Below are 24,146 nucleotides of genomic sequence, written 5' to 3'. Positions count from 1 at the left end.
CACAATTATGTTCAGCGTTTTACTAATATTTAAATACTGTAATATCATTTGTTTTTTCCTATCCACATCAAGTTGATAACGGATAGTTATATTAAATATGCCATTTTCAATTCTATCTAAGGGTTTCTTCAATAAGAAAGGTGCGTTCTCCTTCTTGAGATCGCACCCGTTACTTTAATAATTGGCTCTGTTAAAGGTTAGTGTTGATTTTTTGATACCTATCTAGCAGTTGATTTACGCGCAAGTCGTAGACTCCTGCGGGAGTAGCGTTGGCCTGGAGACCCCACAGGCGAAGCCGAGGAGGCTCCAGCCACGCCCGCGGAAAGCGGAGACTTGCGCGGAAATCAACAGCGGTCTTTAACAGAGCCTAATAATTAATAATATACTTAAAGGTGTTTAATACTTAAACCTAAATAAATCAAACTGGAAACTGCAATAAATCCAATAAAAAATAATACTTTATTTCTGTTAGACCAATTTTTCATCCAACCCCATCTTTTACGGTCTCTATCTAACAACAAAAAATCAATCACTACTGTTAAAATAATCAAAAGAAAGACTAAAAAAGGAACCATAAGTTCTTTTACCTCCTTCAGTATCCATTACAGACTATTACAAATTACACCATATTTTTATTGACTAAACTGCTTCATATATACAATAACACTTCAACAAAAAAGCGCTAATCCCTTCTTGGATCAACGCATCCCGTTACTTGAATAAGAAAATTCACGAATTAATCATTACTTTCAAACTCTATTGCACTTGATATTAAACTTACATCTTCTTTATCATTAAAGTAATCTTGAAGTTTCTCAACTGATCTGTTATCTATTTTGAACGTTCCGTTTTTGTCTGGTAAAAGTCGTTGAATATACCCCTCACCATCCTCATTAATCCAAAGGTGATAATTTTTGTATTTATTATCCTTTAGTCCTAAAATAAATGACAATAAAGGTTTAGTAGTAATAACCTCTCCCTCTAGTTCCTTAGCATGGTTGACTGTATCAACAAACATTTCAATTGTTTCCTCATTATCAATAAATTCATCCTTTGGCTTTACACCACCATCATTTTCCCAATAATTTAGATCTACTCGCTCCACATTATTAACATCAATAGAGGAACAGGCAGCTAATAAAAATATTAAAAAGAATAATAAGTGCCATTTTCGCATTTTCGTCCTCCTCCTTTCTTTTTAAATTACCCTAAAAATCCATACTATTATTGATTTATGAGCAGGTTAGTCAAATTAGAAAAAAAAAGAGCTTTAACCAAACTGGTCTCTAACTCTTGCTGCCGTTACTTCACGCCCTTGAAAAATAAATTCATAGAAACCATCATTAACCCCTTTAAACCAAATTCAGCACCTATAAAATAGATACGGCTATTAAAAGGTTAAAGTTTCAAAAAAACAAATAATAACCATCTTTTAAGAAGTCGGTACAACAACAGGACATCTTTCGAATTCAATAAAGAAAGGTGCTAATCTTGCTAAGATCAGTACCTCTCCTTGTTTCATATTCGCTCCAAGTTTGTTGAATAAGCAACTATTCCAGTGGCTATTCTAAACTGGATTTCTTTTTCCAATAAATTCCCTCCTTGATGAACGTACGGTTTATAACTCTATACTACCTCTTTAAATACAATAAGTTGATAATTCCTTGATAAGGATATAAAAAGGATCTTTGGAAATCGTCAACACGAATTAACATTAAAAATAGAGTAATTCTTTCGTACATAAATATATTATCAGTAACTTCTAAAAAATATGGTAGATACCTAGTATACCAAAAGCTCTTCTTGCTCTTCTTCTACAGTCTACGCTTAAAGACTAAAGTTACCTATAGTCCTCCAAGACTCGCTACGAGTGAATGGCTAGTTCTTACTCGACGGGAATCCCACCCGCTTTATGATACGACCTAGGCTCGGCCGCACAAGCATCCGTTAGTTGAAGAAATTTACTTTTCACCTTTATTCTCTTTGATAAATTCTAATAGTTCAGGCGATTTTATGTAATAAGCCATCATTTCATCTTTGTGTATTACCTTAAAAATGCTATTACTATCATAGATAATATGAATAATTTTCTCTGGATTTACATAAAACCCAATGCTAGAGTTCGAAAATTCTTCGACCAAAGGAACTGTTCGAACTAATATATTTTCTTCCACTTCATCAATAAAGGTTGCGGTATTATGCAAATCAACAATCTTTCTTATCTCATCTTCTTCTTTTAAGTCACCACTATTAACAACTATCCCATTTTCACTAATGATAAATTGAATTTCTTTAACACCCTCAATAGGTTTTATTTTATTATTTGAACATGACGTGAAAACAAATAACATTAAAAACATTACTATAAATATATTATATCCAGACATTTTCATTCACCCCTCGATTATCTCCCAATACTTCTACAAGAACAGCTACCAATCCTGCTTAGATCAGTAGCTGTTCTTCTTCAATATTCGCTGCAGATAGCTTAATAACCAAAAGGTTTCGGAAACTATCTCAATTAGTTATTAAAGCCACAGTGACTATCTAATGAAATTAATGGCGTTTATTTATTTCAAAAAGGATTTCGCCATTTTCAGAATGACCAGTTACAATTCGTTCAGGTTCAAAGTCGTGTATTAAAAAGTAAGTCTTGTTACCATAAGAATCCTCGATAATATTTGCAGGAATAAGTTCATTACTCACTTGAACTTTTACCGTTTGAATATCAGGATTATTTATATCTCCGAAACTAATTAAACGGTTCTCCTGACTTGGTAAAAATTTAAAAAAATAAGTTAAATCATCCGTAAAAGAACGTGGAGTTTTCCATGATGAATTTAATCTTTCCCATCCCTTTTTATCATTTTTTACAAAAATATCAATGACTGGGATAGTGTATTCGGTATGCAAATTACTGTTGGTCAACTTATCGGGATTTGCTTTAGAAACTATAATTGCAAATTCATCTAATTTTTCAATATGAATTATTTCTTTTGCCTGATAATAAGGCATTTCTTGCTCTAATGCTTTCTCTAATGTTAGTGGTTTATTACCATAGAAAACAAACCAAATAATTGTAATTGCTATTACTGGAAAAAATAATAAAGTGAATTTTTGCTTCATATATTTCCCCCTTTTTCATAACAGGTTATTGAACTATTCTGCTTCTTTCCTTCTACAAGAGCTGTTACCAATCATGATTCGATCAGTAGATGTTCTTCTTCAATATTCGCTATCCGATTCCTTAATAAGCAATAACTTTTTAGCATACACAAGCTATCTTTTAAATAAAAATATTTGTTTTAATTTTAAATAATCTACTATTTGTTTCGCAATAATATAGCAAAATAAAAAACCGAAAAATAAAAGTATTGTCATAATGATACCTACATACGGATACGGATTAATTGGCAATAAAGTTAAAATAAATTGCTGTACATTGAAAAATACATATCCGAAAACAACGGTTAAAACACCTACTATAAATTTCGCTTTTATATCCAAAGTCTACACCACCTTGATAATTGTATAGAATTAATCAAAGTTCTCCCCGCTTTTTACTCAACTAAAATGCGTTAGTTAAATGAATCAATTTCATAATTAAGGTTCGTTTATTGAAAAACGAACATTTTAGTATATTACATAATAATACGTTAGCGAATTAGGTTAAAATATTGCAGAAATAGATGCTATCATTCGTTTTTGTATAGTAGTTGAATCCACCCCTTAAGTCTGCAGTGGTAGTTGTTGACGTTCTGGATGTGATAGAGGCCTTTTGTGCGAACTTTCCCGTCGGAACTGAATTGATATACATCTAAACTTTTACAGCCGCATATGTTTTAAAGGTGCGCCAAGTAAAACACTAGTGATGGTATTTTCATCCTACTTTCTTATATCATTAAGATTAAAACTTTTTATTACTTTGTTTTTAAAATTAATCACTACTTCTCCATTCAACAATTCACTATTTACCATTGACTTCTACTCTCTGACCAATTTCTTTTAATTTTCTTTTTTTATTAAAATACATATTTGTTAATGTAAATGGAAAGCCCACTACGTCGATCGCAGTTTTTATGAATTTATCCGTTTTCATTTATTTCATCTCCTTCAAGGAAAATAATACCTTAAATATGTTTCCTGTGATTGATTAATTTGAATTTACTGGTAAATATATTAATTCCACATTAGTGTAATAAGAATGGGTACCGCCGTAGCATCCCTATCTTTAACTAAAGCTTTCCATTTTTTCAACAATAACTTATTAGTTCACTTAATTTAGAACTCTGGTACAAACGCTACCAGTTTGTTATTGCCTCCCTTTTACATACAATATCTTTATATAGAATAGATAAAATAGAAATCCTTTTTTTTACAATTATGTTCCTTTACTTCAATAACAAAGGTGCGATCTCCTCCTTTAGGATACGCACCCGCTTAGCTCAAAAAGTGCTAAGGATATATATATTTTTTTAGTCTACAATTGGAATTATCTTAAGTGAAGTAAAAGAAACACCATGAAATGCATAAAATAAACGAGATTTTTCTGTTATAGGTACTTCTTTTTCCTTACCATCACCAAGTATTTTTATTTGTTTGATACTTTCATCGTAAGCCTTTCCTGCTACAATTGAAATATTTGTCCCTTGGTGAGTCTCAATATTAAATCCCATTGTTGAAAAAGTACTCCCGTCATCATCAAAACCAATAAATGGCTGTCCTCTATACCAACTAAATCCCTTCTTACTTTCTATTATACTCGCAACACCTAACGCTTCCTTAAGTTCAAAAAACACAATCGTTTCACCACTATATTCCTCAACAGATAATAAAATTGCATTGGAACTCTCTTCTTCCAATCCATTTTTAATTGCATCTTCCTTTGTGTTATACCATTTAGTGTTGTCTTGAGTGCAACCTACCAACAAGGTAATGGAAAAAAATAAAAGAAATAACTTCTTCAACTATATCACTTCCCCTAAAATAGTTTATTTGCATTTTGACAGGACTCACGGAGATGTTCAATTTCCAGTTCTGTGGTCATTTCATTCAAGTCAATATCTCCAAAGTAGCACAACAATATATTATATAAAAAACAATAGCTTTTTAAAGTCAGAGGAGAATACCCCTCAATCAGTTTATCAAGCTGGTATTAATACCTTATTAAAGAATAGATCCCAAATTGTTTTAAATATCCTACTTATTGACTGTCTTTCTTTGTTTTATCAAGGAATTTAACAGCTTCTTCAATATCATAAGTTTTTAATATTAATTGTTTCAGTTCTCCACCACCAGTTTCGAAAATAAGTACTGCTGGAGCTTTTTCTATTTCATATTTAGGATACTTTTCCTTTGCAGTAGCTAAGTTTGTTAAATATTCTGATTTTACAACAGAATAATCGTTGCTAAAAAATTTACTAAACTTTTCAATAATATTTTCTTCGCCTTGAACAATAAGCAAAAAGAATTTCGTATCAGCTTTTTCATTAGAAGAACAACCTATAATCAAAGCTAACAATAAAAACGAACATATTAGAATTAATCGTTTCATTATAACTCCCCCAAAAGCTTTCACAATCTTTTTTAAAATTAGCTTATGCTATTACTTGAACCGAATGTTACCAAAAGATAGCCAAAAAAGAAGACGATTTCCACTATCAAACTTCTAGAACCTTAACCTTAAGTATGTAAAAAACTATTAAATGGGTAATACATTAAAAAATGCATCTCCCTGATTTCCGTGTTATTATACTTAACTATAACACTAAAGTATCGTACGAAATTTATAAATATAAACAGTTGTAAGAACACGTTTCTAAGTGGACATTGTTCCTCTCCCAGGGCACTGAAAAAGTAATAGTTTTTTAAAAAGAAGATAATTAAGGGGGTAAACTATGTCCCCAAACACATTAGCATCGCTTAGAAACGATTCTGGAGCCTCGTTTTTTGGGCATTCATTTTAATTTTTAAAAATTAGAGACTATTTCAGTGGCCTCTTCCTGTCCCGGTGTCCAACCTTGTTGCAGTTAAGCTCCAGTTTATTAACTTTTGAACATTATCTAAAATATAGTCTCTTAACAATAAAAGTTCAATTCTATCAAAATCATAATTATCTTTATCGTTCGCATAACTATCTACTACTTTTTTAACAGTACTACTCATCTCTTTAGGAAGTGTTAATAATCCCCATTTTCCAGCTTCTTGCTTTGAAGAAATTACTCCTTCTTTTAAATACCAAAATACTCTAATCAAATTTAACGTAGAATAAATCGGGTCGGCTTCAATATTTTGTAAACACTCCTGAAAATCACTAAATATTGACGATAAATAATCTGACCTTGGAATGAAAGGAAAGACTTCTTCAATAGGTTTGCCATCTACACATATTCCTCTATGGTTAGTTATAGTTATATGAGCAGCTAAATCTGTATCTGTGTTATTATCACTATTTAAAAACTTGTATGTATTTTTTGACAAATCATTTTCATATCTTTCTCTCCAGAACTCACTATAATGAAAATCAAATGGACAGGGATGTTGCCAGTCTATTAATTGTTCTTTATTTAAAAAACTAATTTCAATCGGAAATGGGGAGTTAGAATAGGTTAAAAAGAACTTTGCTAATTTCCTTTTAGTTACAACTGTTAATGATTTGTTTGTGATGACCAAAACATCAATATCACTACTGTTAGGGTTAAACCCTCCCATCGCTAATGACCCGTGTATATAGAAACCGATGAAATCATCATTTATTATTTCGATAATCTCTTTATTTAGTTTGTATATAAAGTTTTTTATATCTGAAGAACACGTTTCCCAATTATAAACCATTTATAATTCCCCTTACCTGATTTCATTATCCTGCCCGATTGCTTAGTACCAATTATCCCAAATATTGGACATTTACTCAAGATATATTGACCATAAAAAAAGAAGCTTACCGTGTTGGAGATAAGCTCCTATTGCGTTGAATAAGCGTTGTTATTAGATTACACCATCTTCAAGGAATGTAATTATTCTTTGAATAGTATCTAGGTTCACTTCGATCCCAATTGGAAATACATGCGAAGGGAAAGTGTGTCCAATGTCAACATTTGATAGTATAGGTATATTCGTATCACCAATTATTTCAATAAGTAATTCATCGAGTGAAAATGGCGAACCTAAATCATTGAAATGTTCATGCTTTCCAATAACCAAGCCTGCAATTTCATCAAAAACTCCAGCAACCTTTAACATACTTAGTGACCGTTCTTGAATAGCCATATCTTTAAAGGAGTCTTCAATAAATAGAATTGCTCCTTTTAAATTAGGAAAGTATTCTGAACCAATAAAGCCAGACATCGTATTTAAATTTCCACCAATCAATTTGCCTGTGGCATTCCCTTCACGTAGCGTTATCCATCCATCATTTTTGGCCATTTCTTTTCCTCTATCTTGTAAGTTCCAATCTAACCTTTCCTCTGTCCATTCCAAGGGTACTTCTAGCGAGAACGGAGCCCTCTTTTTTAATTTCACTATGTCTTCAAAATACTCTTTACCCTTTAATAACATTTCTGGAAATTCACCGAAAGAAGGAATAATGGCAGGACCATAAAAAGTGGTTAATCCTGTTTTAGTATAGATTCCTAATAAAAGAGCTGTAACATCACTGTACCCCATTACAACTTTTGGTTTACTTTTTAAATATTCGTAGTCAATATAAGGTAATAAGGAATTGGAATTAAGCCCTCCAATTGTACTTATAATTGCTTTTACATCGTCATTATATATTAACTCATTTATTTCTTCGGCTCTTTCTCTAATTGAACCTGAACGATAAGCTTGTATTTTATTCGAGCATGATCCTTTGATAATTTCAAATCCCATTTTCTCCAACTGATTTAACCCTCTTTGGTACCTCTCCCTAAAAAGAACTGGTGCTGGAGACGATGGAGTAATAATGCCAACAGTATCTCCCTTTTTTAAAGCTTTTGGTTTTAACATTGGATAACAACCTTTCATCGTCCATTTCTCATTTCATGTTGAACTATACTGCCCTTTTGCTTAATACCAATTATTTCAAATTCCTTTGTGCAACTCAATCTTATTTTCGCAAAAAAAAGACACTTTCCTTGTTTCAGAAACGCGCTCGATTCTGGAATAATCCAAGAGGGTGAACACCTATACCCATGTTCCGTTCAAGATCTTTTATGGTTTTTACTTAACTATCTTATAAATCCCTTTTCGATCGCGGAGTTCGCATCCATTTTTCTCAAAGATTTTAATCATGTAAGAGTTGTTCACATCGGTGCTGCCAACATAATAGTTGGCCTGGAATTTCTTGAGTAATACCAGACTGATTTTATGGATATTCCCCCCCAGTCCTTGTCCTCTTAGATTAGGGAGAACGCCAAAGTAAAATAATCTTCCTTCAGTCCCTATTTCAATATGAGGAATACTTATCCCAATTATAACTTCATCATTAATGAAATAATAACAATGCCGGCGCCACTCCGGTCCCAATTCATTGTTGAGCGAATTCATGACTTGGTCAATTGGCTGCCTTATATTTTTATTGGCAGACCTCGATCGGCAAAGGTCGTATAATTTTGCATATTCATTGTCATCCATCAATCCTTCTGAAAGAGAATGCCAACCAAATTGATCATCAATTTCCGGTAAATCCGCCAGTTTCCTTGTATACTCAACAATACTTGAAATCTTGCGAAACTTTTTTTCGAGCAACCAGCTTTCAAAACTTTCATCCATAAGTAAAGATAAATAGCCGATCCTCAGGTGGCCCCATTCCTCCAAGATTTGTGTAAAATGATGTAAGTATGCTTCTTTTGGAATATTATCTTTTTTGATTTGATCAACAAGCCAATATTCTTGTTTGTTTTTGATGATATTAAATAAGTTCAAGTTGTTACCCCCTTTAATAGCATAGGTATCCTCTCGCAATATGCTCATAATGAAATTGCCTGTTGTTCTGGTCTTTTACAGATTTTAGAATCTGTTAACTCGCTAAGACAGGTAGCATATCTCGAATAGGTCTTGCAGATGCGAAAATGACCTCAATACCCGCTTTTGTCAACTCCGACAATGAATGACGTATCTTGCTAGATACTGGTTGTCCTTTAAAACAAACTGTTCCATCTAAATCAAAAACAAATTTCAATAGTCTCACTCACTTTCATATTAAGTCTTTAAATTTTACTGTAAAAAAAAGTAATTGTCTTCTTATTCAACTATCCCGCTGCTAGTTAGTTCAACAAGCGATAAAATTTACGTACCCAATAGCAAAAATATGTTTACTCTTTTAAATCTGCCTCAATTGATTCCCTTTCTTCTTTTTCTTTTAAATACTTTTCATAAGCCAACTGAACTTCATCTACGCTTCCAGTTGGTACTGCTTTTTTATGTATATCATTTAACAACATGTATGACCTAAGAATAATTCCCAATACTATTGTACCTAAAATATAAACACCAATAGGTCCAAAGAAAATCAAAATACCTAAAATACCTGCCAACAAAATAGATCCTAATAATTTCATTACATTCATCCTCCCCTTCATCTACATTACTACTTCTATACTTCAATAAGAAAAAGCCAATCTCCTTCTTGAAGATTAGCACCCGTTTGTTGAACAAGACTTTTTGAATTTATAAAGGTCTTTCCTATAAATATATTCAATCACCCACCTTATACACTTTACCTTGTGCATAAATAAATTCGTTTATATCTTCACCTTTTATGGAATAAACACTTGTTCCTTTACTAACAAATGTTGCCTCTCCATCTTTCAACTGATACTCAGGATTGTCGACTTCCTCACTTCTGGTAACAGAGAAAGTAATTTCACCTAATTTTATTCCAATATCACTTTCAGTAATTATGGTTGTTTTCTCCTCATTTAAATAATATTTGTTTCCGTTCCAAGCAATAGCATCTACCCAGTCCACTGCCACTTGCATCTTATCGATTTCCTTTTCACTTACGACAGAACACCCAGCTAGCAGAAAAACACTAATAGAAAATAAAGCGAAAAGTATTTTACTCATAGTCTCTCTCCTTTTTTAATTGACGTTTTTACTGTAAATGTTGTTGTGCTAAGCTGCTTCGTTAGCTTAATAACTCCCACAAAATAGGAGCTTATCCTTCTTTAAGATAAGCCCCCTTTAGTTCAATATGAATTTATAATAATGGAGGACTATCAGATAGACAAATCGATAAATTCTAGTTCAGTTTCTGCTTCTGCTTTCGAACGATAAACGGTAATTTTATCATAGGGTTTCATGTTGTCTTGCCACGTTCCTATATTACTCAGAAAATCTTTTTCGTTTTCAGAAATTATAAAGCACTCTAAATCCCTATTGATATAACAAAATGGTGCGTCACTTTCCGAATCACACTGTTGATAAACAGTTCCGATAAATCCACCTTTACTATCTTTTGCCATAATATCTACATGTGGAACCGTAAAAAACTCTAAATGTGGAATATCATCTTCAAAGATAAATTGAATATCATAATCGCTAGCACATTTTTGATACTCTTCATTTTTATAGTGAGCACTCATAGGAAAAATTGTTGTCCCTGCTAGTATAACTTCAGTATCTTCTATATTTACACCCACGGCTCCAATTACTTCTGTTCTATCTAGATAAACTTTTCGCATATAAACCCCCGTTTAATCTTATTTTAAAGTAAATGCTCATTACTTTTGTGATTTCTTATTGATACAGATAGGTAAGGGTTTGAAATTATCGCTCCCTTATCCCCCTGTTCACACCAGTACGTGCGACTTTCACCGCATACGGCGTTCCAACTATTTGGACATGGGGACAGGAAGAGGCCACTGAAAAAGTCCAACTTTTAAAAAGTAAAAATAATGTGCAAGAAAATGACGCTCTAGATTCGCTTCTAAGCGACGTTTCTGTGATAGGTAGACATTTTTGACCCCCTAAAAAACATTGTTTTTTAAAAAAGGCGACTTTTTCAGTGGCCTCGGACAGGAACATCGTCCACCCCCAATTGCATAAAAGGCATCTACTAATAAATATAAACTGTTGTAAGAACACGTTTCTAAGTGGCATTGTTCCTGTCACGGTGTCCAACTGAACAGTACCTTTCCTTGTTTCATATTCGCACCTGTTAGTTCAAAGTCTTAGGTTACTATTTTTAATAATCTTTTTGGTACAAGATAGATTCTTCCTGTATTTCTTTCATCATATCCACCCAATAATTACGAGTAATAATAGAAGTCACTACATAATATTGACTAGATATTTTTCTCCAAGCTAAAGTAGTGTTATATATTGGTTCTAATACTTCACGTTCTTCTGCTGAAAAGGTTATCATATCTAATCTATCCAAGTTAGCTTCTATAAAATTATCTTCTATATAAACTAAATCACTTGCCATTAAATACGAAGTTGTCTTAGTCGCATTCTCTAAACCTTTAGCACGATTAGGGTATATCGATCTAGCCATTTCTTCGATTTCATAACTAGCATGTTCAATTGTCTTATAAGCACTTTTTAATTGTATCCATTGTGCATAAGGAATTTGATTTTCATCCATTGCAGTCGTTAATATACTTGAGGCGGTATGAATTTCAATCTGAATGGCATGGACCTTTTCCATTAAAAGTGGATTTAAATAGTTATGTAGATTACTTACTTCTTGATGTTTCTTATAACCATAAATGGCGGCAATAAATAATAGAAAAACTAAAAAATAAAACTGTTTTTTTGATAAATTCATCATAAAAAATTTCCTCGATTCTAAAACTATTCAATATTAATTTCTTCAACAATCGCACCCGTTACTTAAATAAGAGTGATACAATAAAAAATCCAAATATGATTATAAGAGTAAGAATTCCAGTACCTTTCCAACCTAAACTACCTACTAAATCAGCTAGGTTTCTACTGTTTGCTCTATTAAAAGCATCATTCATATTACCAGTAGGATTTCTTTTTAATTCCTCCTGTCTCAACCTCTCTCTCTTTTGTTCAGGAGTTTCTTTTTTATCATTACTCATCATTTTCCCCCTTTAAAACCAAAGCACCCGTTTAGTTGAAGTGAAGTTTTTCACATACTCAATATCTAATCCAAAAATAGTAACACTACTAAAATTTATTGTTTTGAGTTTGCTTTAAAGTAATTATAAAAGCAATACCACCAAAAAAAGTTATCAATGACACTACGATAGTTGAAGTGCTAACTATACTATCTAAATGATACCAAATCGCATAAATTGAACCACTAACTAACCCAATCATCGCCGCATAGGTTTCTACCGTATAATTTGTTAATAAGTACCGAATAAGCCTACTGGTCAAAAGAACTCCTAACACTATACCAGAACCAATCGCTAAAATTATCGGCAAATCAAAGGACATTAATGATGCTGTTGCTATATCATATATACCTAATATAATCAGTATTAAAGCACCGCTTATTCCTGGGAGAACAAGAGCGGTACTTGCAATAAACCCTGCAACGGCAAAGAATATATAGTCGGCAATAGCTAAATTATTTAAATCCATTTGATTTATGCCACTTAAAGGTTGACTTAATACTACAATGCTTAAAAACAAGAACATTATTATGTAATGTTTTAATTTAATTTTGTTTTTTGAATGATTGAGTGTTTCTTTCCAAAGGTAAGGCAAGAAGCCTACAATAATACCAATAAAAAACATAAGCGTTGGTGTGCGATAGTAACTTAATAAATAATTGATAATAAAGATAGAAATAGCAAATCCAATGACCATACCTGTCCCAAATGTAAATAGAAAAGGTAAAGCCTCTCTTCTATGTTTTGTTGTCAAAATACTTAACGAATATATTAGTCGTTCATAAATTCCTAAAATCATAGCAACTGTACTGCCACTAATACCAGGAACGGTTTCTGTTATTCCAACCGCCATGCCTCGAAATATAATACCTAACATTCTTTTCAACACCTTAATGTTTTTAATTTATTTATTATAATCTTATTATCACAATTATAATTTTAATATAAATTTTATTTTTTTTTAATAAAAGTAGCGTTCCTAACAGCTAAACTAATCTGCCATGTTACTTCAACAAAAGTAGCTACTAATCCTGCTAAGATCAGAAGCCTATTAAGCTAACCTGCCTCTATTGCTTAATACCAATTATTTCAAATTTATTTTTGCAACTCAATCATTTTTTTCGAAAAAAAAGACGCTTTCCTTGTTTCAGAAATGCGCCCGATTGCGGAGGATCAAGATAATATTAATGATTGCTGCCTTTATCTTGTTTAACTAACGCTCCCATTTACTTAAGGAAGCTACAAAATAAATTAAAAAGGGCTTATCAGAACTCCTATTAAACCTAAAAAACAACCAATACCTAAAAAAGCAATTGCAACTTTAATATTCATCCTGCTATTATTTACAAATTCATTTGAAAGTATATGGCCAATTTTAAAATTTTTAAAACGTTCTAAAACGAATAAAACTGAATAGAAGCAAGAAGACAAAAAACTAACGATAAAATGTACAAAAATTTAAACCATTCCAGTTTGATCCTCTCCCTATAACTCAACTTATTGCACATTTCTTACATGAACAGCGATTATTAATCTGCAATTACTCCCGATTACAAAACAGGAGAGAGCACTATCAATTTTTATTAAGCACCTAATGCTAGTTATTTAGGGTACTTAATATTTTTTCTCTTAACCTATTTGCTCTTTTTTCATTTTTTAAATCCTTATCAACTTTGGCCCAACCTATTAGATAACGAACATCTTCATTTTTTGAAAAAAAGTCCTCTTTATCTTTATATATCTCCTGAAACCAATCCGTAGATTTTAAACGTTCAATGTTTTTATTAACTTTATCATCTTCTGGCATCCCGCGAAGAAACATTTGCATAGATATTCCTATATTAGCTAAGATTTCAAAAATCAATCCCATCCACCTCTTTTCAAAAAAGCATTCCCCTACAGAAGCTATTTAAGAGACTATAGTAACTAACAGTTATTTAATATTAAAAAACAAAAAACCTGCCCGATTGCTTAATACCAATTATTTCAAATATCAGACATTTACTCAAGATATATTTTCCATAAAAAAGAAGATTACCTTGTTACAGATAAGCGCACGTTTAATGAAGATCTTCTATTAATATCTTATTAAAGAAAAGCTCCATTTAATGCAATATTTATTTCCTGTCTTTTAGTAAAGTAACTACTCCAATACTAAATACCAAGATACCAATTAACATCAATGAATGTATAAATCCGTTTAGAAGAGGTACAAATTCTCCAGTTAAATTCTGGTTTCGATACACTATGTTAACCAGGCTGTACCCTAAAGGTGAACTAACCAGTAAAATAATAATCCCAAAAATAAAATATACCATTGCTTGTTTGTTCATCAATCATTCCCCTTACTACAATTTAATTCTTCTGCCCTATTGCTTAATACCAATTATTACAAATATTAGGTATTTACTCAAGATATATTTTTCCACAAAAAAGAAGCTTACTTTGTTGCAGTTAAGCTCCAAATTGTTGAATTAGACTATTTTTTCACAGATTACCCGGCAATAATTAAGTTTGCAACTGCTAATACAACTGACAGAAATGAAACAATAAATAAGATCCTATAAATTCCCTTTTTTTCTTGATTTCCATTATCAAGCTGTAAATTACTTATAGTGAGAAACAGTGTTAAACATAGTAGGAACGGGAATATAGACTCTCTACCAGTAAAGCCCGCCCAAATAACAAAACTCATTGATATAATTGTTAAGACTAATAATACTACCTTACTATAAGATTTCTTTTTTTTATATTGTAGAATGTTTTCCATGTACTACCACTCTTTCGTATATTATCAAAACTTTACTATAATTCTATTTTTAACTTTTTTCAGGTATCCTTCCCGATTGCTTAATTCCAATTATTTCATAATATTTAAATTCCTGCAATAAGGTATATTGTGATTGTTCGTTCTGAACGGAAATGAAAATGGCGCTAATCCTTGCTAGAGGATTAGCGCTCGGTTAGATGAAAAAGGGCTGTTGAAGTTAGCACGTCCCCTTTTATTCAGTTCAATAACAAAAGTTTGTTAAATACTTAGAATGGAGTGATTATGTTCAATCCTTAATCTAAAATGGTTCATTATTCGTATTTGTTCTTCGGTTAACTTCTCTTTATTCCAATACATATGCATTAAGCTGTATTCAAATATTTCTTTTAGTTTAATAAATAGAGGAAGTTTGTCTAACATCTCTGGAGATATTTCATTTTCCTCTTGATACCCTTCGATTATTGCTTTAGTAATAGAACGTCCATAGTCAATGATGTTACCATTTCCTACATACGAATACTCCAATGCACTGTAAATTGGTACAGCTAAATCAAAAATATAAAAATTTTTCTCACAATCCTGAAAATCAACCATGGTCAGATTCGAATTACCATCAACCAATATGTTTTCTAACCATAAATCTCCATGTAGTAAGCCATAAGTTGAATGACTTTTGGGCAGATTTTTTATTGTAGATAAAATCTCCTGCGCAATTTCTCTAATCGTGCTTTCTTCTTTAGGGATATATTTAAGGAAATCATACTCCTCATTATCATGCCAATCGTTGATATATTTAATCGTCTCTTTATTTTCAAACTTCTTTGAATAACGATGTAACCTACCAATTTGTCGACCTAATTCTTTTAATATACTGGCATTCCATTGAGCCCTTGGTAAATGTACACCAGGAGCCGCTTTATATAATACAGTCAAGTATTCCCTATCAAGTATTATCCTTTCTATTAATTTACCGTTTAAGGAAGATATGGTTGGCGATACGCCAAATCCTTCATCATACAAAAAGTTTGTATAAGTAACTTCTTCTAACTGTTCAGCATATGTTTTATAGTTCGTTATTCTAGCGAAGAAGTTACCTTGAACTGCAGTACACCGATACATTTCATTTGTTACTAGTTCAATCTTAGTAAAATCTATTGGATATATTTTGTTGAGCAATTCTAGTATCTTTGGTTCCATAAAAACTATTCTCCGTTCTGAAAAGAGATTCCTTATTTATATCGTCATTTGTCTAAGTTGTTGTTGGCAATATTTTAGGACTCACTCAAAAGCAATACAATAATAACATAAATATCCAATTTAATTTATACCTTATTCAATTATATTGCCTTAAAATTAAAAATGATCGCTGATTCTTGTTAAAGGATCGCGCCCAATTGTTTAATATGAATTTATGTTATTAGTCTTGATATAAATATTTAAGAATTGCAGGAAACCTCTCTCGCCAAGCAACTTCGTTATGAACTGCATTCTCTACAATTTCAAAACGATAATTGATATTCTTTACATCGATTACATTTTTAAAGGAAATATTTGAGTTTATGTATTCGTCTGAACCAAATGTGGCAGTTTGCTCTTTCGTACCTACATCAAAATAGAACTTTTTTATATCAGATAAATTACTTTTTTCAGTCAGCTCTTCTATTTCTTTTTGACTTAGCCAATAAGCATTAGATAGCGCAGCGACTCTTTTAAATATAGATGGATATTTACACATTGCATATGTAGAAATAAGCCCGCCTGCAGAACTTCCTGCCATTGCCGTATCATCTACTTTGGTCTTGTACTTCTTATCAATATATGGTTTTAATTCTTCTACTATAAAATTAATATATTGTTCTCCTTCTCCCCCTAAATCAATCAATTCATCGATTTCTAAACCTCTATTTATACTTTTTTCAATTATCCATGGACCAAATTCATCTGTTCGTTTTGTTCCTTCTGCGTTACAATCAATACCAACAACAATAAGTTCAAGACCAATTTCCTCTAGACAATCTGCAATTCTCCAACTAGAACCAAAAAATGAATCTTCATCTCGATACAAATTTTGAGCATCGTGCATATATAAAACTGGATAATCTTTATTAGAATTCTCGTATTCTTTCGGAAGATAAACACTTATCATTCGTTCTCTATTTAATGCGTTCATCTTAATTTTAAATTGCTTAATCATAAATATCTTAGTTCCTTCCCCTATTATCAAAATTGTAATTTTCATTTACATTAACAGGTCTTTTGCAAAAACTACCTCATTACTTTACATACATTTTAACATAAATAACCAATAACTATTGACACTCTTTCAATTATTTATCCTTCTTTTAGCTAAGCTCTCCGTTAGCGAAACAAGTTGTTAAAAATTTAGTTTTCCTTCAACAAAAATTGTCTTTACCTGTGTATTTATTACTTCTTTTATTTCACCGTTCTTTTCAAAGATGTATAAACCACCTATTCGCTTATCTTCGTTTTCTTTCCAACCTCTACTTCCCATATAATTACGGAAGATATTAAAGTCATTTTCCCCAGAAGAAGTCTTTACATAATACACATCTGCGAATAAAGATTTAGTAACTTGAGTATCAGTTAATGCTAACTTTCCAATAGGATAAACATACAAAATAATAGCGAATAGAACTAGACCAAGCAATAGTTTAATAACTTTAGATTTCATTCCAACGCTCCCACATTATTTATTTACAAAACATTTTTAATTCCTTATTCAACATAACTGCCCAATAATTGAAGAAGGGCCATAACCGGTTCAATTAGCTGATCTTCAGTTTTACCCTAGTAATCTGAATCTCGTTAACTATAATATTTTAGTAATGAGTACACATATGTATCATATGGCTCTCCATTTTGATACATATAATCCCTTAGAACACCTTCTTTTAGAAATCCTACTTTGGTAAGCAACTTATTAGAAGCCTCATTATCTGTAAAGACAACTGCACCTATCCTAGTTAGACCAAATTCACTAAAGCCGTATTCAATTACTTTAGATACGGCTTCATAGGTATATCCCTTTCTCCAGTGATTAGGATGTATGTCATACCCTATCTCTGCTCGTTTATGTTTAGAGGACCAAGAATTGAATCCAATAGTGCCTATAATTCCTTGAGTTCCTTTAATTTCAATTCCCCAACGTATCCCTCTTTTTTCCTTGTAACTATTTGCAAAGAAATCAACAAATGCTTCTGCTTGTTCTATATTTTCTAAAGTATCTTGCCCATAATACCGTGTTACATCTTCATTTGAAAAACAAGCAAATATACCCTCTGCATCATTCTTTGTTATTTCTCTAAGTACCAATCTTTCTGTCTCTAATGTTGGAAACATTTTTTAATCTCCTTCTCAACCTTTTAATGTAACAGTCTCCTTTAATAATCCTGCCTTTTGATTAATACTAATTTTTTCAAATTCATTTGTGCAACTCAATCTTTTTTTCGCAAAAAAGACGCTTTCCTTGTTTCAGAAAAGCTCCCGTTTATTGAAGCTCTAATTATTCATTTAAAGCTACCTACGAGTATTACTCTATAATGAAATCGGATGGTGTGAAAAAAAGAATAGTGATGATAAAAATAATTAATGGTAAGACTAGGCCTAAAAAACTGCATATTAGCCCGGCTAAAGCAAGAGATCTGCCAGGTTGATTGGTAGTACTAGTTTTTTTAATGCCTATTATTCCAAGGATAAATCCAGGTAAAGCAAAAACAATTCCAAATATCAAAGTAAACATCATTCCCAGAAGCGACATAATCCCGAAAATCAAAGATAGAATTGCATGAATATTAGTCTCTTCCCGTTTGGACGTTAGGATGGTTTCATTCATCCGGTCTTCCCCCTTTCCCTATCTGCAACTTCAACTTTAACACATTTTTTTAGATTCATTGTTTCATCCCCAGGCCTTCAAATCAATCTTTTTTGCTATTAGACGCTTTCCTTTTTTATGAAAAGCGGCCTTTAGTGGAATAACTAAAATATGGCCACAGTCTAAAAACACTTAATTCTTCTTGAGCTAACGCAACCGTTAGTTAGAAATACTGTAAACTACTTCTTTTGTTTTCTCCAATGCTTCTTCCTGAGTAAAGTAATCTAGTTTATATCCAATTACAAATCTACTTTCATTGAATATAAACATATGAACTTGGAAAGGGTCATTTTCAATATTCTCTGAAATAATTACCTCTATTTCATTAATATGAATTCGTTCTCCTGAAAAATTAGAAATTTCGCCATAACTTTTATCAACGGAAAACATTATCACAGCATCTACATTATAAGGGCCGTAGAGTATTTCAGTATTTGGATATTCCATATGTTCTACAATATCTTCCGACACACTCTTACTATATTGAACGTCTACACTTCTCGCTTTTCCCTCATTATTGTACGATACGTATGCAAATGATAAATCTAAGTCATCAAATTGAGGCAAAAAAACTTCTTTACCAATTTCTTCATTGATCCTTTGGTTAAGATTTTTAAATTCTTCTTTACCTTCTTTATCGCTACTGCATCCAAACCCCGCAGTAACTAAAATAATACTTACTATTAATATAGAAAAATATCTCATTCTTTAAATCACTACCTCTTTATGTATTTAAACAAAATTATATAAATTGCTATACAGTAGTAGTCTATACTTTATTTTTCAGTAATCGCACCTTTATTCGCATAACTTACAATTCGATAAGGTCCCTTTTATTTCCTTCCTTATTCCATTAAATGGTCGGTTTGCTGATTAACTTACTGTAATGAGTCTGCCATAAAAGGTGAATTTATCCATATTTAAAAGCAATCATCTTTACGAATAATCCTTATATAAAAATACTACCCGTTAATTTAAGTGAATTTATTTATAACTACTTCCAAACTTCATCTAATTTATCAGAATAGAATTCAATTGCTTTTTTATAACTGGAAATGTCCGAGTCGTTTGTCGTCTCTATTAAGCAATTTAGTAGTAACTCCATGGCTTTACTATGTTCCTTCAAATTATATAAGGTCATCGAATAGAATGTTTGCATTGCTCTATTGTCGGGGAATAGTTCCATCCCTTTTAGAAACGTACTTTTTGATTTTTCATATTCTCCTAATGTTCTATATGTACTACCTAATCCCAATAAGGCTCCTTCCAAATCCGCTGGAAGTAACCCAAACTTAATAGCATTTTCATAGAAAGGTACTGCTTTAGCTTCTTCTCCTAATAGATCAAAACTCCAAGCACATTGGTAGTTAATCGAAGCATCATCAGGAAACTCCTCTACTAATTTTATTAATAATTCATTTGATTCTTTATGATTTCCCCTTTTCCGTAAATCTATTGCTTTATCTAATTCTTTGTTCATTTGTTTCATCTCCTTACTATATCTGTTCTTCTACTAACCGGCCTTGTTCCTAAAACAACAGGGAGCTGCCAATACAGCAGCTCCTCTACTAAAATGCTAATCATTCACGAATCCTCTATTTATTTGTTGCTTTTAACGGTACTGTAACATCATTTGTTTTTTTACTATCAACATCAAGTTGATAACGAATGGTTATATTAAATATGTCATTATCAATTTTAAAAAGATTTTTTGGGATTAATGTTTTATCAAAATAGTTTTGTTCCTCTTCAAGAACCATTGAATAAACTTCATCACAACCATTTTCATACGATTTTCCTGGATAGCTTATTAAATCATTGCAATTAAATAACAACTGTATCATTTTATTACTTTTATTGTGAATTTTAACTTCTACTTCGTACAACTTCTTATCTGGATTCCAGTTTGCGTTTGCACTAACAGATAAGTTATTATCCTCATTTTGTCCCTGCAGTTCAGTAATTTCTGGGCTGCTTATAGAACATGATGTAAAGAAAACAACTACCAATATAGATATAAAAACATAGAATATTCTCATATATCCCCCATGTATTGGTCTCGTGTTGACCATCTCCTTCTCATCTGTCATAACCGCCTCTCCTTTCTAAATAGTTAGACGATTGTTTTCGTAAAAGGAATCACTTTGTTGAAACAACATAAAACATATGGTTCATCTATCAGAGAACTTCAATATGAAAGGTGCGATCTCCTTCTTGAAGATACGCACCCGTTAATTGAACTATTAACTTTTATCCATTCCTTAAAGACTTAATATTAAAATTTATCTAAAAATGACAGGACTCTACAATGTACCCAACCAATTTCATCTTTGATCTATATCATCTCCAATTATCATTTCTCCTTAAAGCATAAGTATTTGTATTCGTGTTAGGTGGATGAGTTAAACATTAATAAAGACCTCCGTTTAATACGAAGGTCCCTGTTATTGAAAAAAATATTTTTTATAGTTACCGGTTTAATGAGGGGAAAGAAACCATCGTATAGGTTTGTATTATATTTTTTGAACTTTTCATCTAGTCTGGATTATATACAAACCAATTACAAAAACAATTATGATTCCGATTATATAAATACTTTGAATTATTAACTTTTCTTTTCTAGTAGAAAGCAATTGGGATTCTACATATCGAAAACAAGTTCCTAGACATATAACGCTAAGTAACATAAGCGAACGCCCAACAATGTCTTCTGTAATCAAAATATACCTTACTCCAGCAATGAAAATTAATAATATCCCTAAATATCCGATAAGCAAATTTAAATAAAGCTTTTTCTTCTCCTCAGACAATACTTACTCCCCCATATTAACGACCATAACACCCACAAAAAATGTTCCTCATACTTGAAGGAACGCTATCTGTTAGTCAAAGTCATCTCTCAATTTGCTTTTTGCTTTTTATCACCAATAAAATTCCAAATCCACTATACTTTATAAGGTTTTCAATAAGAAACCCACTAAGGAACGGTTAAAGTTCTATTCTTAAATGATCTCTGTTAAGCAGTAAACACATAAGTCTATTCCTGTTCATGTCCTAAAAACACGGTACTTTCGTCTACAAAACAAATCCGATTGCCAAAAGGATCTTTGGCATAAAAACATCTTTCTCCCCAAGGTTGAGTCTCAATCCTCTCATCAATTGGACACCCAGTCATTTTTACGCGTTCATACACTTTTTCAAGTTCAGAAACTGAAAAGTATATGTAATCAGGGTTTCTTCTCAATGAAAAAATATCTCCATCTGCTTTAGGATCAAAACAGGCTAAAATTGTCCCCTCACAATCAAAATAATGCCTACCTGGTGAAACCCTTTTCCCTGAAACATTAAAAATAAAGGAGTAGTACTCCGTTGCTTTTTCAATATCTGTAACTGGTAAAATCACTCTATATAATTTAACCAAAGTTAACCCCCCTCTTTAATTTCCGGAAGCAATAGGAAAGCTCTTGGATGCATAGGGACGGTACTCTTGCTTTTGAAGCAACAGAACCGTTTCTTCACTTCCCCTAGCTTCCATTAGCCTTCATCCAATAATAAATCACTATTTTCTATATATGGCGGAAATATAGTAGGGTGAAGGATACTTGCTATTTTATTTAAACCGAGTAATAATCTAGGCGATGGTCTACAAAACAATGGTTCTTCTAATATGTATAAATGATTGTTTTGAATCGCATTCATTTGTTCCGACTCAGCTCGTTTAAGTATTACTTTAGGATTAACCTTTTCCTTCTGTACGCCAACCCAAACAATACACATCACATCGGGATTTCTTTTTTTAACTTCCTCCCAATCTGTTTGAACACTTGCTTGTGCCTTATCCTGAAATACATTTACCCCACCAGCTAGCTCACTAATTTCCGTTAACCAATTCGTTGCTCCTGGTGTAAAAATAGGTTTAGCCCACCATTCCCAGTAAAGGGTTTTCGGCTTTTGTACTTGCTTTGCTAACAATCGATAGTTTTCTAGTATTAACGTGTATTTCTCATGCAATCGTTTTGCTTTTTCTTCCGTATTCGTCGCTTTTCCAACAAACAATAGACATTCTCCAACCTCTGTTAATGTCTTAGGATTAGGTACAATTAAATAGGGGATATTTCTCTGCTTCAATTCTTCGATATTTCGTTCCATTCCAGGTACACTTAGAGAGGCCAACACTAAATCAGGCTTCAGCTTTTCCACTTTGTCCATATCAATATTCAAATCAGGACCTAGCTTAGGTAATGATTGAACATCCTCTGGCCAATCCGAGTAATTATCGACACCTATTAACGTAGAGGTTAAACCTAAGTAAGCTACTATTTCTGTATTACTTGGGCAAATAGAAATTAATTTCATCTTAAAACTCCTCGTAAAAAACCCTATATTTTAGAAATAATCATTTTCTTCCTCATTTACCCAATTAAGAGGTAAAGTTTCTTGTCTCTCCTGTTGTTGATAGATTCATAATTTTACTATCCTATAGTTGAAGAAAATCAAAACCGAAAAGTGCTTTAACCCCTAATAAAGAAGTAGTCAGAAACACTATAGCTCCTATTGATACTACTATTAGACCTTTTTTATTATTCACTCTCATTAAATCTGCTCCATCTATTATCCAGCCAAGACCAATCAATAAAAACGCGAAATAATATAAATCGTATATTTGAAAAACTATCCCGACAAAAAAGATTACATACCCAATGTAATCCAGCATGTGAAACAAAGCAAAAATAGGATTCTTTAGCTCTATTTTCAATTGTTCTTTTTCAAATGCAGTAAAATTTTTATATTCCTTTTTAACTTGTATGTATCCTATTATTATAGCTAATAGGATTACTCCAATCTGAACTATAAGCATATAACTCCCCACTTTTACTCTGTACTTATATCACTGAACGCTCTTTTTAATTTCGGTAACAAGTTTCATATTCTTTTTTCATTTACAAGCTTTTACAAGCCAAACCATTTTCGTGGTAAATTTCTTTACCTATTATTAATGGAATACTTCTATTTGAATCGGGATAATGAGGATCATAATTTTGAATGTAAAGCGTATCTTCGTTCATCCATTCCATAGAAAAATTACAATTTGCAAACTCTATAAATTTTACTAAATGTAAAAAAGTAAGTTTCATATACAAATATTGAAGAAACAAGAACAACCCCAGACAAAGTTGCTAACAGTAACTTTTTAGGAAAAGGTTTCTTCTTGATGAAAGAAAAAATAGTCTTTGCACACAAAATCAAGAATAATATAACGGTAATAAAAGATATTAATAAACTAAATAAAATTAAAATAGTAAACCACCCGTTCTATGATTTTCATTATATTTTCAAGTCACAGCCCCACTACGATCGGAAATCACAGCTATTAAGTAAAAAAAAATCAATACTAACCTTTCATACAACC

At 31.9% G+C, this 24,146-nt stretch carries 32 protein-coding genes and 2 pseudogenes; all 34 read right to left on the bottom strand.

The window, feature by feature from the left end; translation table 11 throughout:
* Positions 1-386 precede the first annotated feature (386 nt).
* Positions 387-575 carry a hypothetical protein gene (locus CDZ92_RS05190; RefSeq protein ID WP_096154137.1) on the bottom strand — a complete coding sequence of 63 codons (189 nt, stop codon included), beginning with the start codon at positions 573-575 and terminating at the stop codon, positions 387-389.
* A 161-nt stretch (positions 576-736) separates the two neighbouring features.
* Complete coding sequence (locus CDZ92_RS05185; RefSeq protein ID WP_096154135.1) at positions 737-1,177, bottom strand: hypothetical protein; 441 nt, start codon at positions 1,175-1,177, stop codon at positions 737-739.
* Positions 1,178-1,961: 784 nt separating this feature from the next.
* A complete protein-coding gene (locus CDZ92_RS05180) occupies positions 1,962-2,387 on the bottom strand; it encodes a hypothetical protein (RefSeq protein WP_096154134.1) in 426 nt (141 codons plus the stop codon).
* A gap of 169 nt (positions 2,388-2,556) precedes the next feature.
* Positions 2,557-3,126, bottom strand: coding sequence for a hypothetical protein (locus CDZ92_RS05175; RefSeq protein ID WP_096154131.1), 570 nt, complete (start codon positions 3,124-3,126; stop codon positions 2,557-2,559).
* A gap of 153 nt (positions 3,127-3,279) precedes the next feature.
* Positions 3,280-3,507, bottom strand: a complete 228-nt coding sequence (locus CDZ92_RS05170) for a hypothetical protein (protein ID WP_096154129.1) — start codon at positions 3,505-3,507, stop codon at positions 3,280-3,282.
* A gap of 209 nt (positions 3,508-3,716) precedes the next feature.
* A pseudogene (locus tag CDZ92_RS05165) lies at positions 3,717-3,856 on the bottom strand (IS1595 family transposase); the annotation flags it as partial.
* 111 nt (positions 3,857-3,967) lie between these two features.
* Positions 3,968-4,099, bottom strand: a complete 132-nt coding sequence (locus tag CDZ92_RS20230; protein ID WP_255249783.1) for a hypothetical protein — start codon at positions 4,097-4,099, stop codon at positions 3,968-3,970.
* 376 nt (positions 4,100-4,475) lie between these two features.
* Positions 4,476-4,967, bottom strand: coding sequence for a hypothetical protein (locus CDZ92_RS05160; protein WP_096154128.1), 492 nt, complete (start codon positions 4,965-4,967; stop codon positions 4,476-4,478).
* 236 nt (positions 4,968-5,203) lie between these two features.
* Positions 5,204-5,554 (bottom strand): hypothetical protein, encoded by a 351-nt coding sequence (locus CDZ92_RS05155; protein WP_096154126.1) that lies wholly within the window; start codon positions 5,552-5,554, stop codon positions 5,204-5,206.
* A 434-nt stretch (positions 5,555-5,988) separates the two neighbouring features.
* Positions 5,989-6,834 carry an aminoglycoside adenylyltransferase domain-containing protein gene (locus CDZ92_RS05150; protein WP_096154124.1) on the bottom strand — a complete coding sequence of 282 codons (846 nt, stop codon included), beginning with the start codon at positions 6,832-6,834 and terminating at the stop codon, positions 5,989-5,991.
* A gap of 153 nt (positions 6,835-6,987) precedes the next feature.
* Positions 6,988-7,989: a S66 family peptidase gene (locus tag CDZ92_RS05145; RefSeq protein ID WP_096156919.1), complete on the bottom strand. Its 1,002-nt coding sequence runs from the start codon at positions 7,987-7,989 to the stop codon at positions 6,988-6,990.
* A 213-nt stretch (positions 7,990-8,202) separates the two neighbouring features.
* Positions 8,203-8,907: a GNAT family N-acetyltransferase gene (locus tag CDZ92_RS05140; RefSeq protein ID WP_096154122.1), complete on the bottom strand. Its 705-nt coding sequence runs from the start codon at positions 8,905-8,907 to the stop codon at positions 8,203-8,205.
* Positions 8,908-9,010: 103 nt separating this feature from the next.
* Positions 9,011-9,163 (bottom strand): annotated as a pseudogene (locus CDZ92_RS05135) (HAD hydrolase family protein); the annotation flags it as partial.
* 133 nt (positions 9,164-9,296) lie between these two features.
* Entirely contained in the window at positions 9,297-9,542 is a 246-nt protein-coding gene (locus tag CDZ92_RS05130) for an ATP-dependent Lon protease (protein ID WP_096154118.1), read from the bottom strand.
* 136 nt (positions 9,543-9,678) lie between these two features.
* A complete protein-coding gene (locus CDZ92_RS05125; RefSeq protein ID WP_096154116.1) occupies positions 9,679-10,050 on the bottom strand; it encodes a hypothetical protein in 372 nt (123 codons plus the stop codon).
* Between the two features lie 152 nt (positions 10,051-10,202).
* Entirely contained in the window at positions 10,203-10,667 is a 465-nt protein-coding gene (locus CDZ92_RS05120; RefSeq protein WP_096154114.1) for a hypothetical protein, read from the bottom strand.
* Positions 10,668-11,170: 503 nt separating this feature from the next.
* Entirely contained in the window at positions 11,171-11,758 is a 588-nt protein-coding gene (locus tag CDZ92_RS05110; RefSeq protein ID WP_096154110.1) for a hypothetical protein, read from the bottom strand.
* 58 nt (positions 11,759-11,816) lie between these two features.
* Complete coding sequence (locus tag CDZ92_RS05105) at positions 11,817-12,035, bottom strand: DUF6366 family protein (RefSeq protein WP_096154108.1); 219 nt, start codon at positions 12,033-12,035, stop codon at positions 11,817-11,819.
* Between the two features lie 88 nt (positions 12,036-12,123).
* The gene (locus CDZ92_RS05100) at positions 12,124-12,951 is read right to left on the bottom strand and encodes a DUF368 domain-containing protein (RefSeq protein ID WP_096154106.1); all 828 of its coding nucleotides are present in this window, start codon (positions 12,949-12,951) and stop codon (positions 12,124-12,126) included.
* 720 nt (positions 12,952-13,671) lie between these two features.
* Positions 13,672-13,938, bottom strand: a complete 267-nt coding sequence (locus CDZ92_RS05095) for a hypothetical protein (protein WP_096154105.1) — start codon at positions 13,936-13,938, stop codon at positions 13,672-13,674.
* A 253-nt stretch (positions 13,939-14,191) separates the two neighbouring features.
* A complete protein-coding gene (locus CDZ92_RS05090) occupies positions 14,192-14,407 on the bottom strand; it encodes a glycosyl transferase (protein ID WP_096154104.1) in 216 nt (71 codons plus the stop codon).
* Between the two features lie 161 nt (positions 14,408-14,568).
* Positions 14,569-14,844, bottom strand: a complete 276-nt coding sequence (locus CDZ92_RS05085; protein ID WP_096154102.1) for a hypothetical protein — start codon at positions 14,842-14,844, stop codon at positions 14,569-14,571.
* Positions 14,845-15,102: 258 nt separating this feature from the next.
* Entirely contained in the window at positions 15,103-16,041 is a 939-nt protein-coding gene (locus CDZ92_RS05080) for a phosphotransferase enzyme family protein (RefSeq protein WP_096154100.1), read from the bottom strand.
* Between the two features lie 220 nt (positions 16,042-16,261).
* On the bottom strand, positions 16,262-17,014 hold the full coding sequence (locus tag CDZ92_RS05075) for an alpha/beta hydrolase (RefSeq protein ID WP_227521478.1): 753 nt from the start codon (positions 17,012-17,014) through the stop codon (positions 16,262-16,264).
* 204 nt (positions 17,015-17,218) lie between these two features.
* Positions 17,219-17,536 carry a hypothetical protein gene (locus CDZ92_RS05070; RefSeq protein ID WP_096154096.1) on the bottom strand — a complete coding sequence of 106 codons (318 nt, stop codon included), beginning with the start codon at positions 17,534-17,536 and terminating at the stop codon, positions 17,219-17,221.
* A gap of 134 nt (positions 17,537-17,670) precedes the next feature.
* Positions 17,671-18,204, bottom strand: a complete 534-nt coding sequence (locus CDZ92_RS05065; RefSeq protein ID WP_096154094.1) for a GNAT family N-acetyltransferase — start codon at positions 18,202-18,204, stop codon at positions 17,671-17,673.
* Between the two features lie 190 nt (positions 18,205-18,394).
* A complete protein-coding gene (locus CDZ92_RS05060) occupies positions 18,395-18,697 on the bottom strand; it encodes a DUF4190 domain-containing protein (RefSeq protein ID WP_096154092.1) in 303 nt (100 codons plus the stop codon).
* A gap of 198 nt (positions 18,698-18,895) precedes the next feature.
* On the bottom strand, positions 18,896-19,441 hold the full coding sequence (locus CDZ92_RS05055; RefSeq protein WP_096154090.1) for a hypothetical protein: 546 nt from the start codon (positions 19,439-19,441) through the stop codon (positions 18,896-18,898).
* A 289-nt stretch (positions 19,442-19,730) separates the two neighbouring features.
* Complete coding sequence (locus CDZ92_RS05050) at positions 19,731-20,216, bottom strand: tetratricopeptide repeat protein (RefSeq protein WP_096154088.1); 486 nt, start codon at positions 20,214-20,216, stop codon at positions 19,731-19,733.
* Positions 20,217-20,331: 115 nt separating this feature from the next.
* Positions 20,332-20,826 (bottom strand): hypothetical protein, encoded by a 495-nt coding sequence (locus tag CDZ92_RS05045; RefSeq protein WP_096154086.1) that lies wholly within the window; start codon positions 20,824-20,826, stop codon positions 20,332-20,334.
* Positions 20,827-21,267: 441 nt separating this feature from the next.
* Positions 21,268-21,546, bottom strand: coding sequence for a hypothetical protein (locus tag CDZ92_RS05040; protein WP_096154084.1), 279 nt, complete (start codon positions 21,544-21,546; stop codon positions 21,268-21,270).
* Between the two features lie 227 nt (positions 21,547-21,773).
* Complete coding sequence (locus CDZ92_RS05035) at positions 21,774-22,157, bottom strand: VOC family protein (RefSeq protein ID WP_096154082.1); 384 nt, start codon at positions 22,155-22,157, stop codon at positions 21,774-21,776.
* A gap of 113 nt (positions 22,158-22,270) precedes the next feature.
* Positions 22,271-23,092 carry a cobalamin-binding protein gene (locus CDZ92_RS05030; protein WP_096154080.1) on the bottom strand — a complete coding sequence of 274 codons (822 nt, stop codon included), beginning with the start codon at positions 23,090-23,092 and terminating at the stop codon, positions 22,271-22,273.
* Positions 23,093-23,213: 121 nt separating this feature from the next.
* The gene (locus CDZ92_RS05025; RefSeq protein WP_096154078.1) at positions 23,214-23,594 is read right to left on the bottom strand and encodes a hypothetical protein; all 381 of its coding nucleotides are present in this window, start codon (positions 23,592-23,594) and stop codon (positions 23,214-23,216) included.
* Positions 23,595-24,146 lie beyond the last annotated feature (552 nt).

Source organism: Bacillus sp. FJAT-45066, assembly GCF_002335755.1.
Lineage (GTDB): Bacteria > Bacillota > Bacilli > Bacillales > Bacillaceae_I > Bacillus_CD > Bacillus_CD alkalisoli.
The sequence above is the reverse complement of the archived record's forward strand: the minus strand, read 5'-3'. Positions and strand labels throughout refer to the sequence as shown.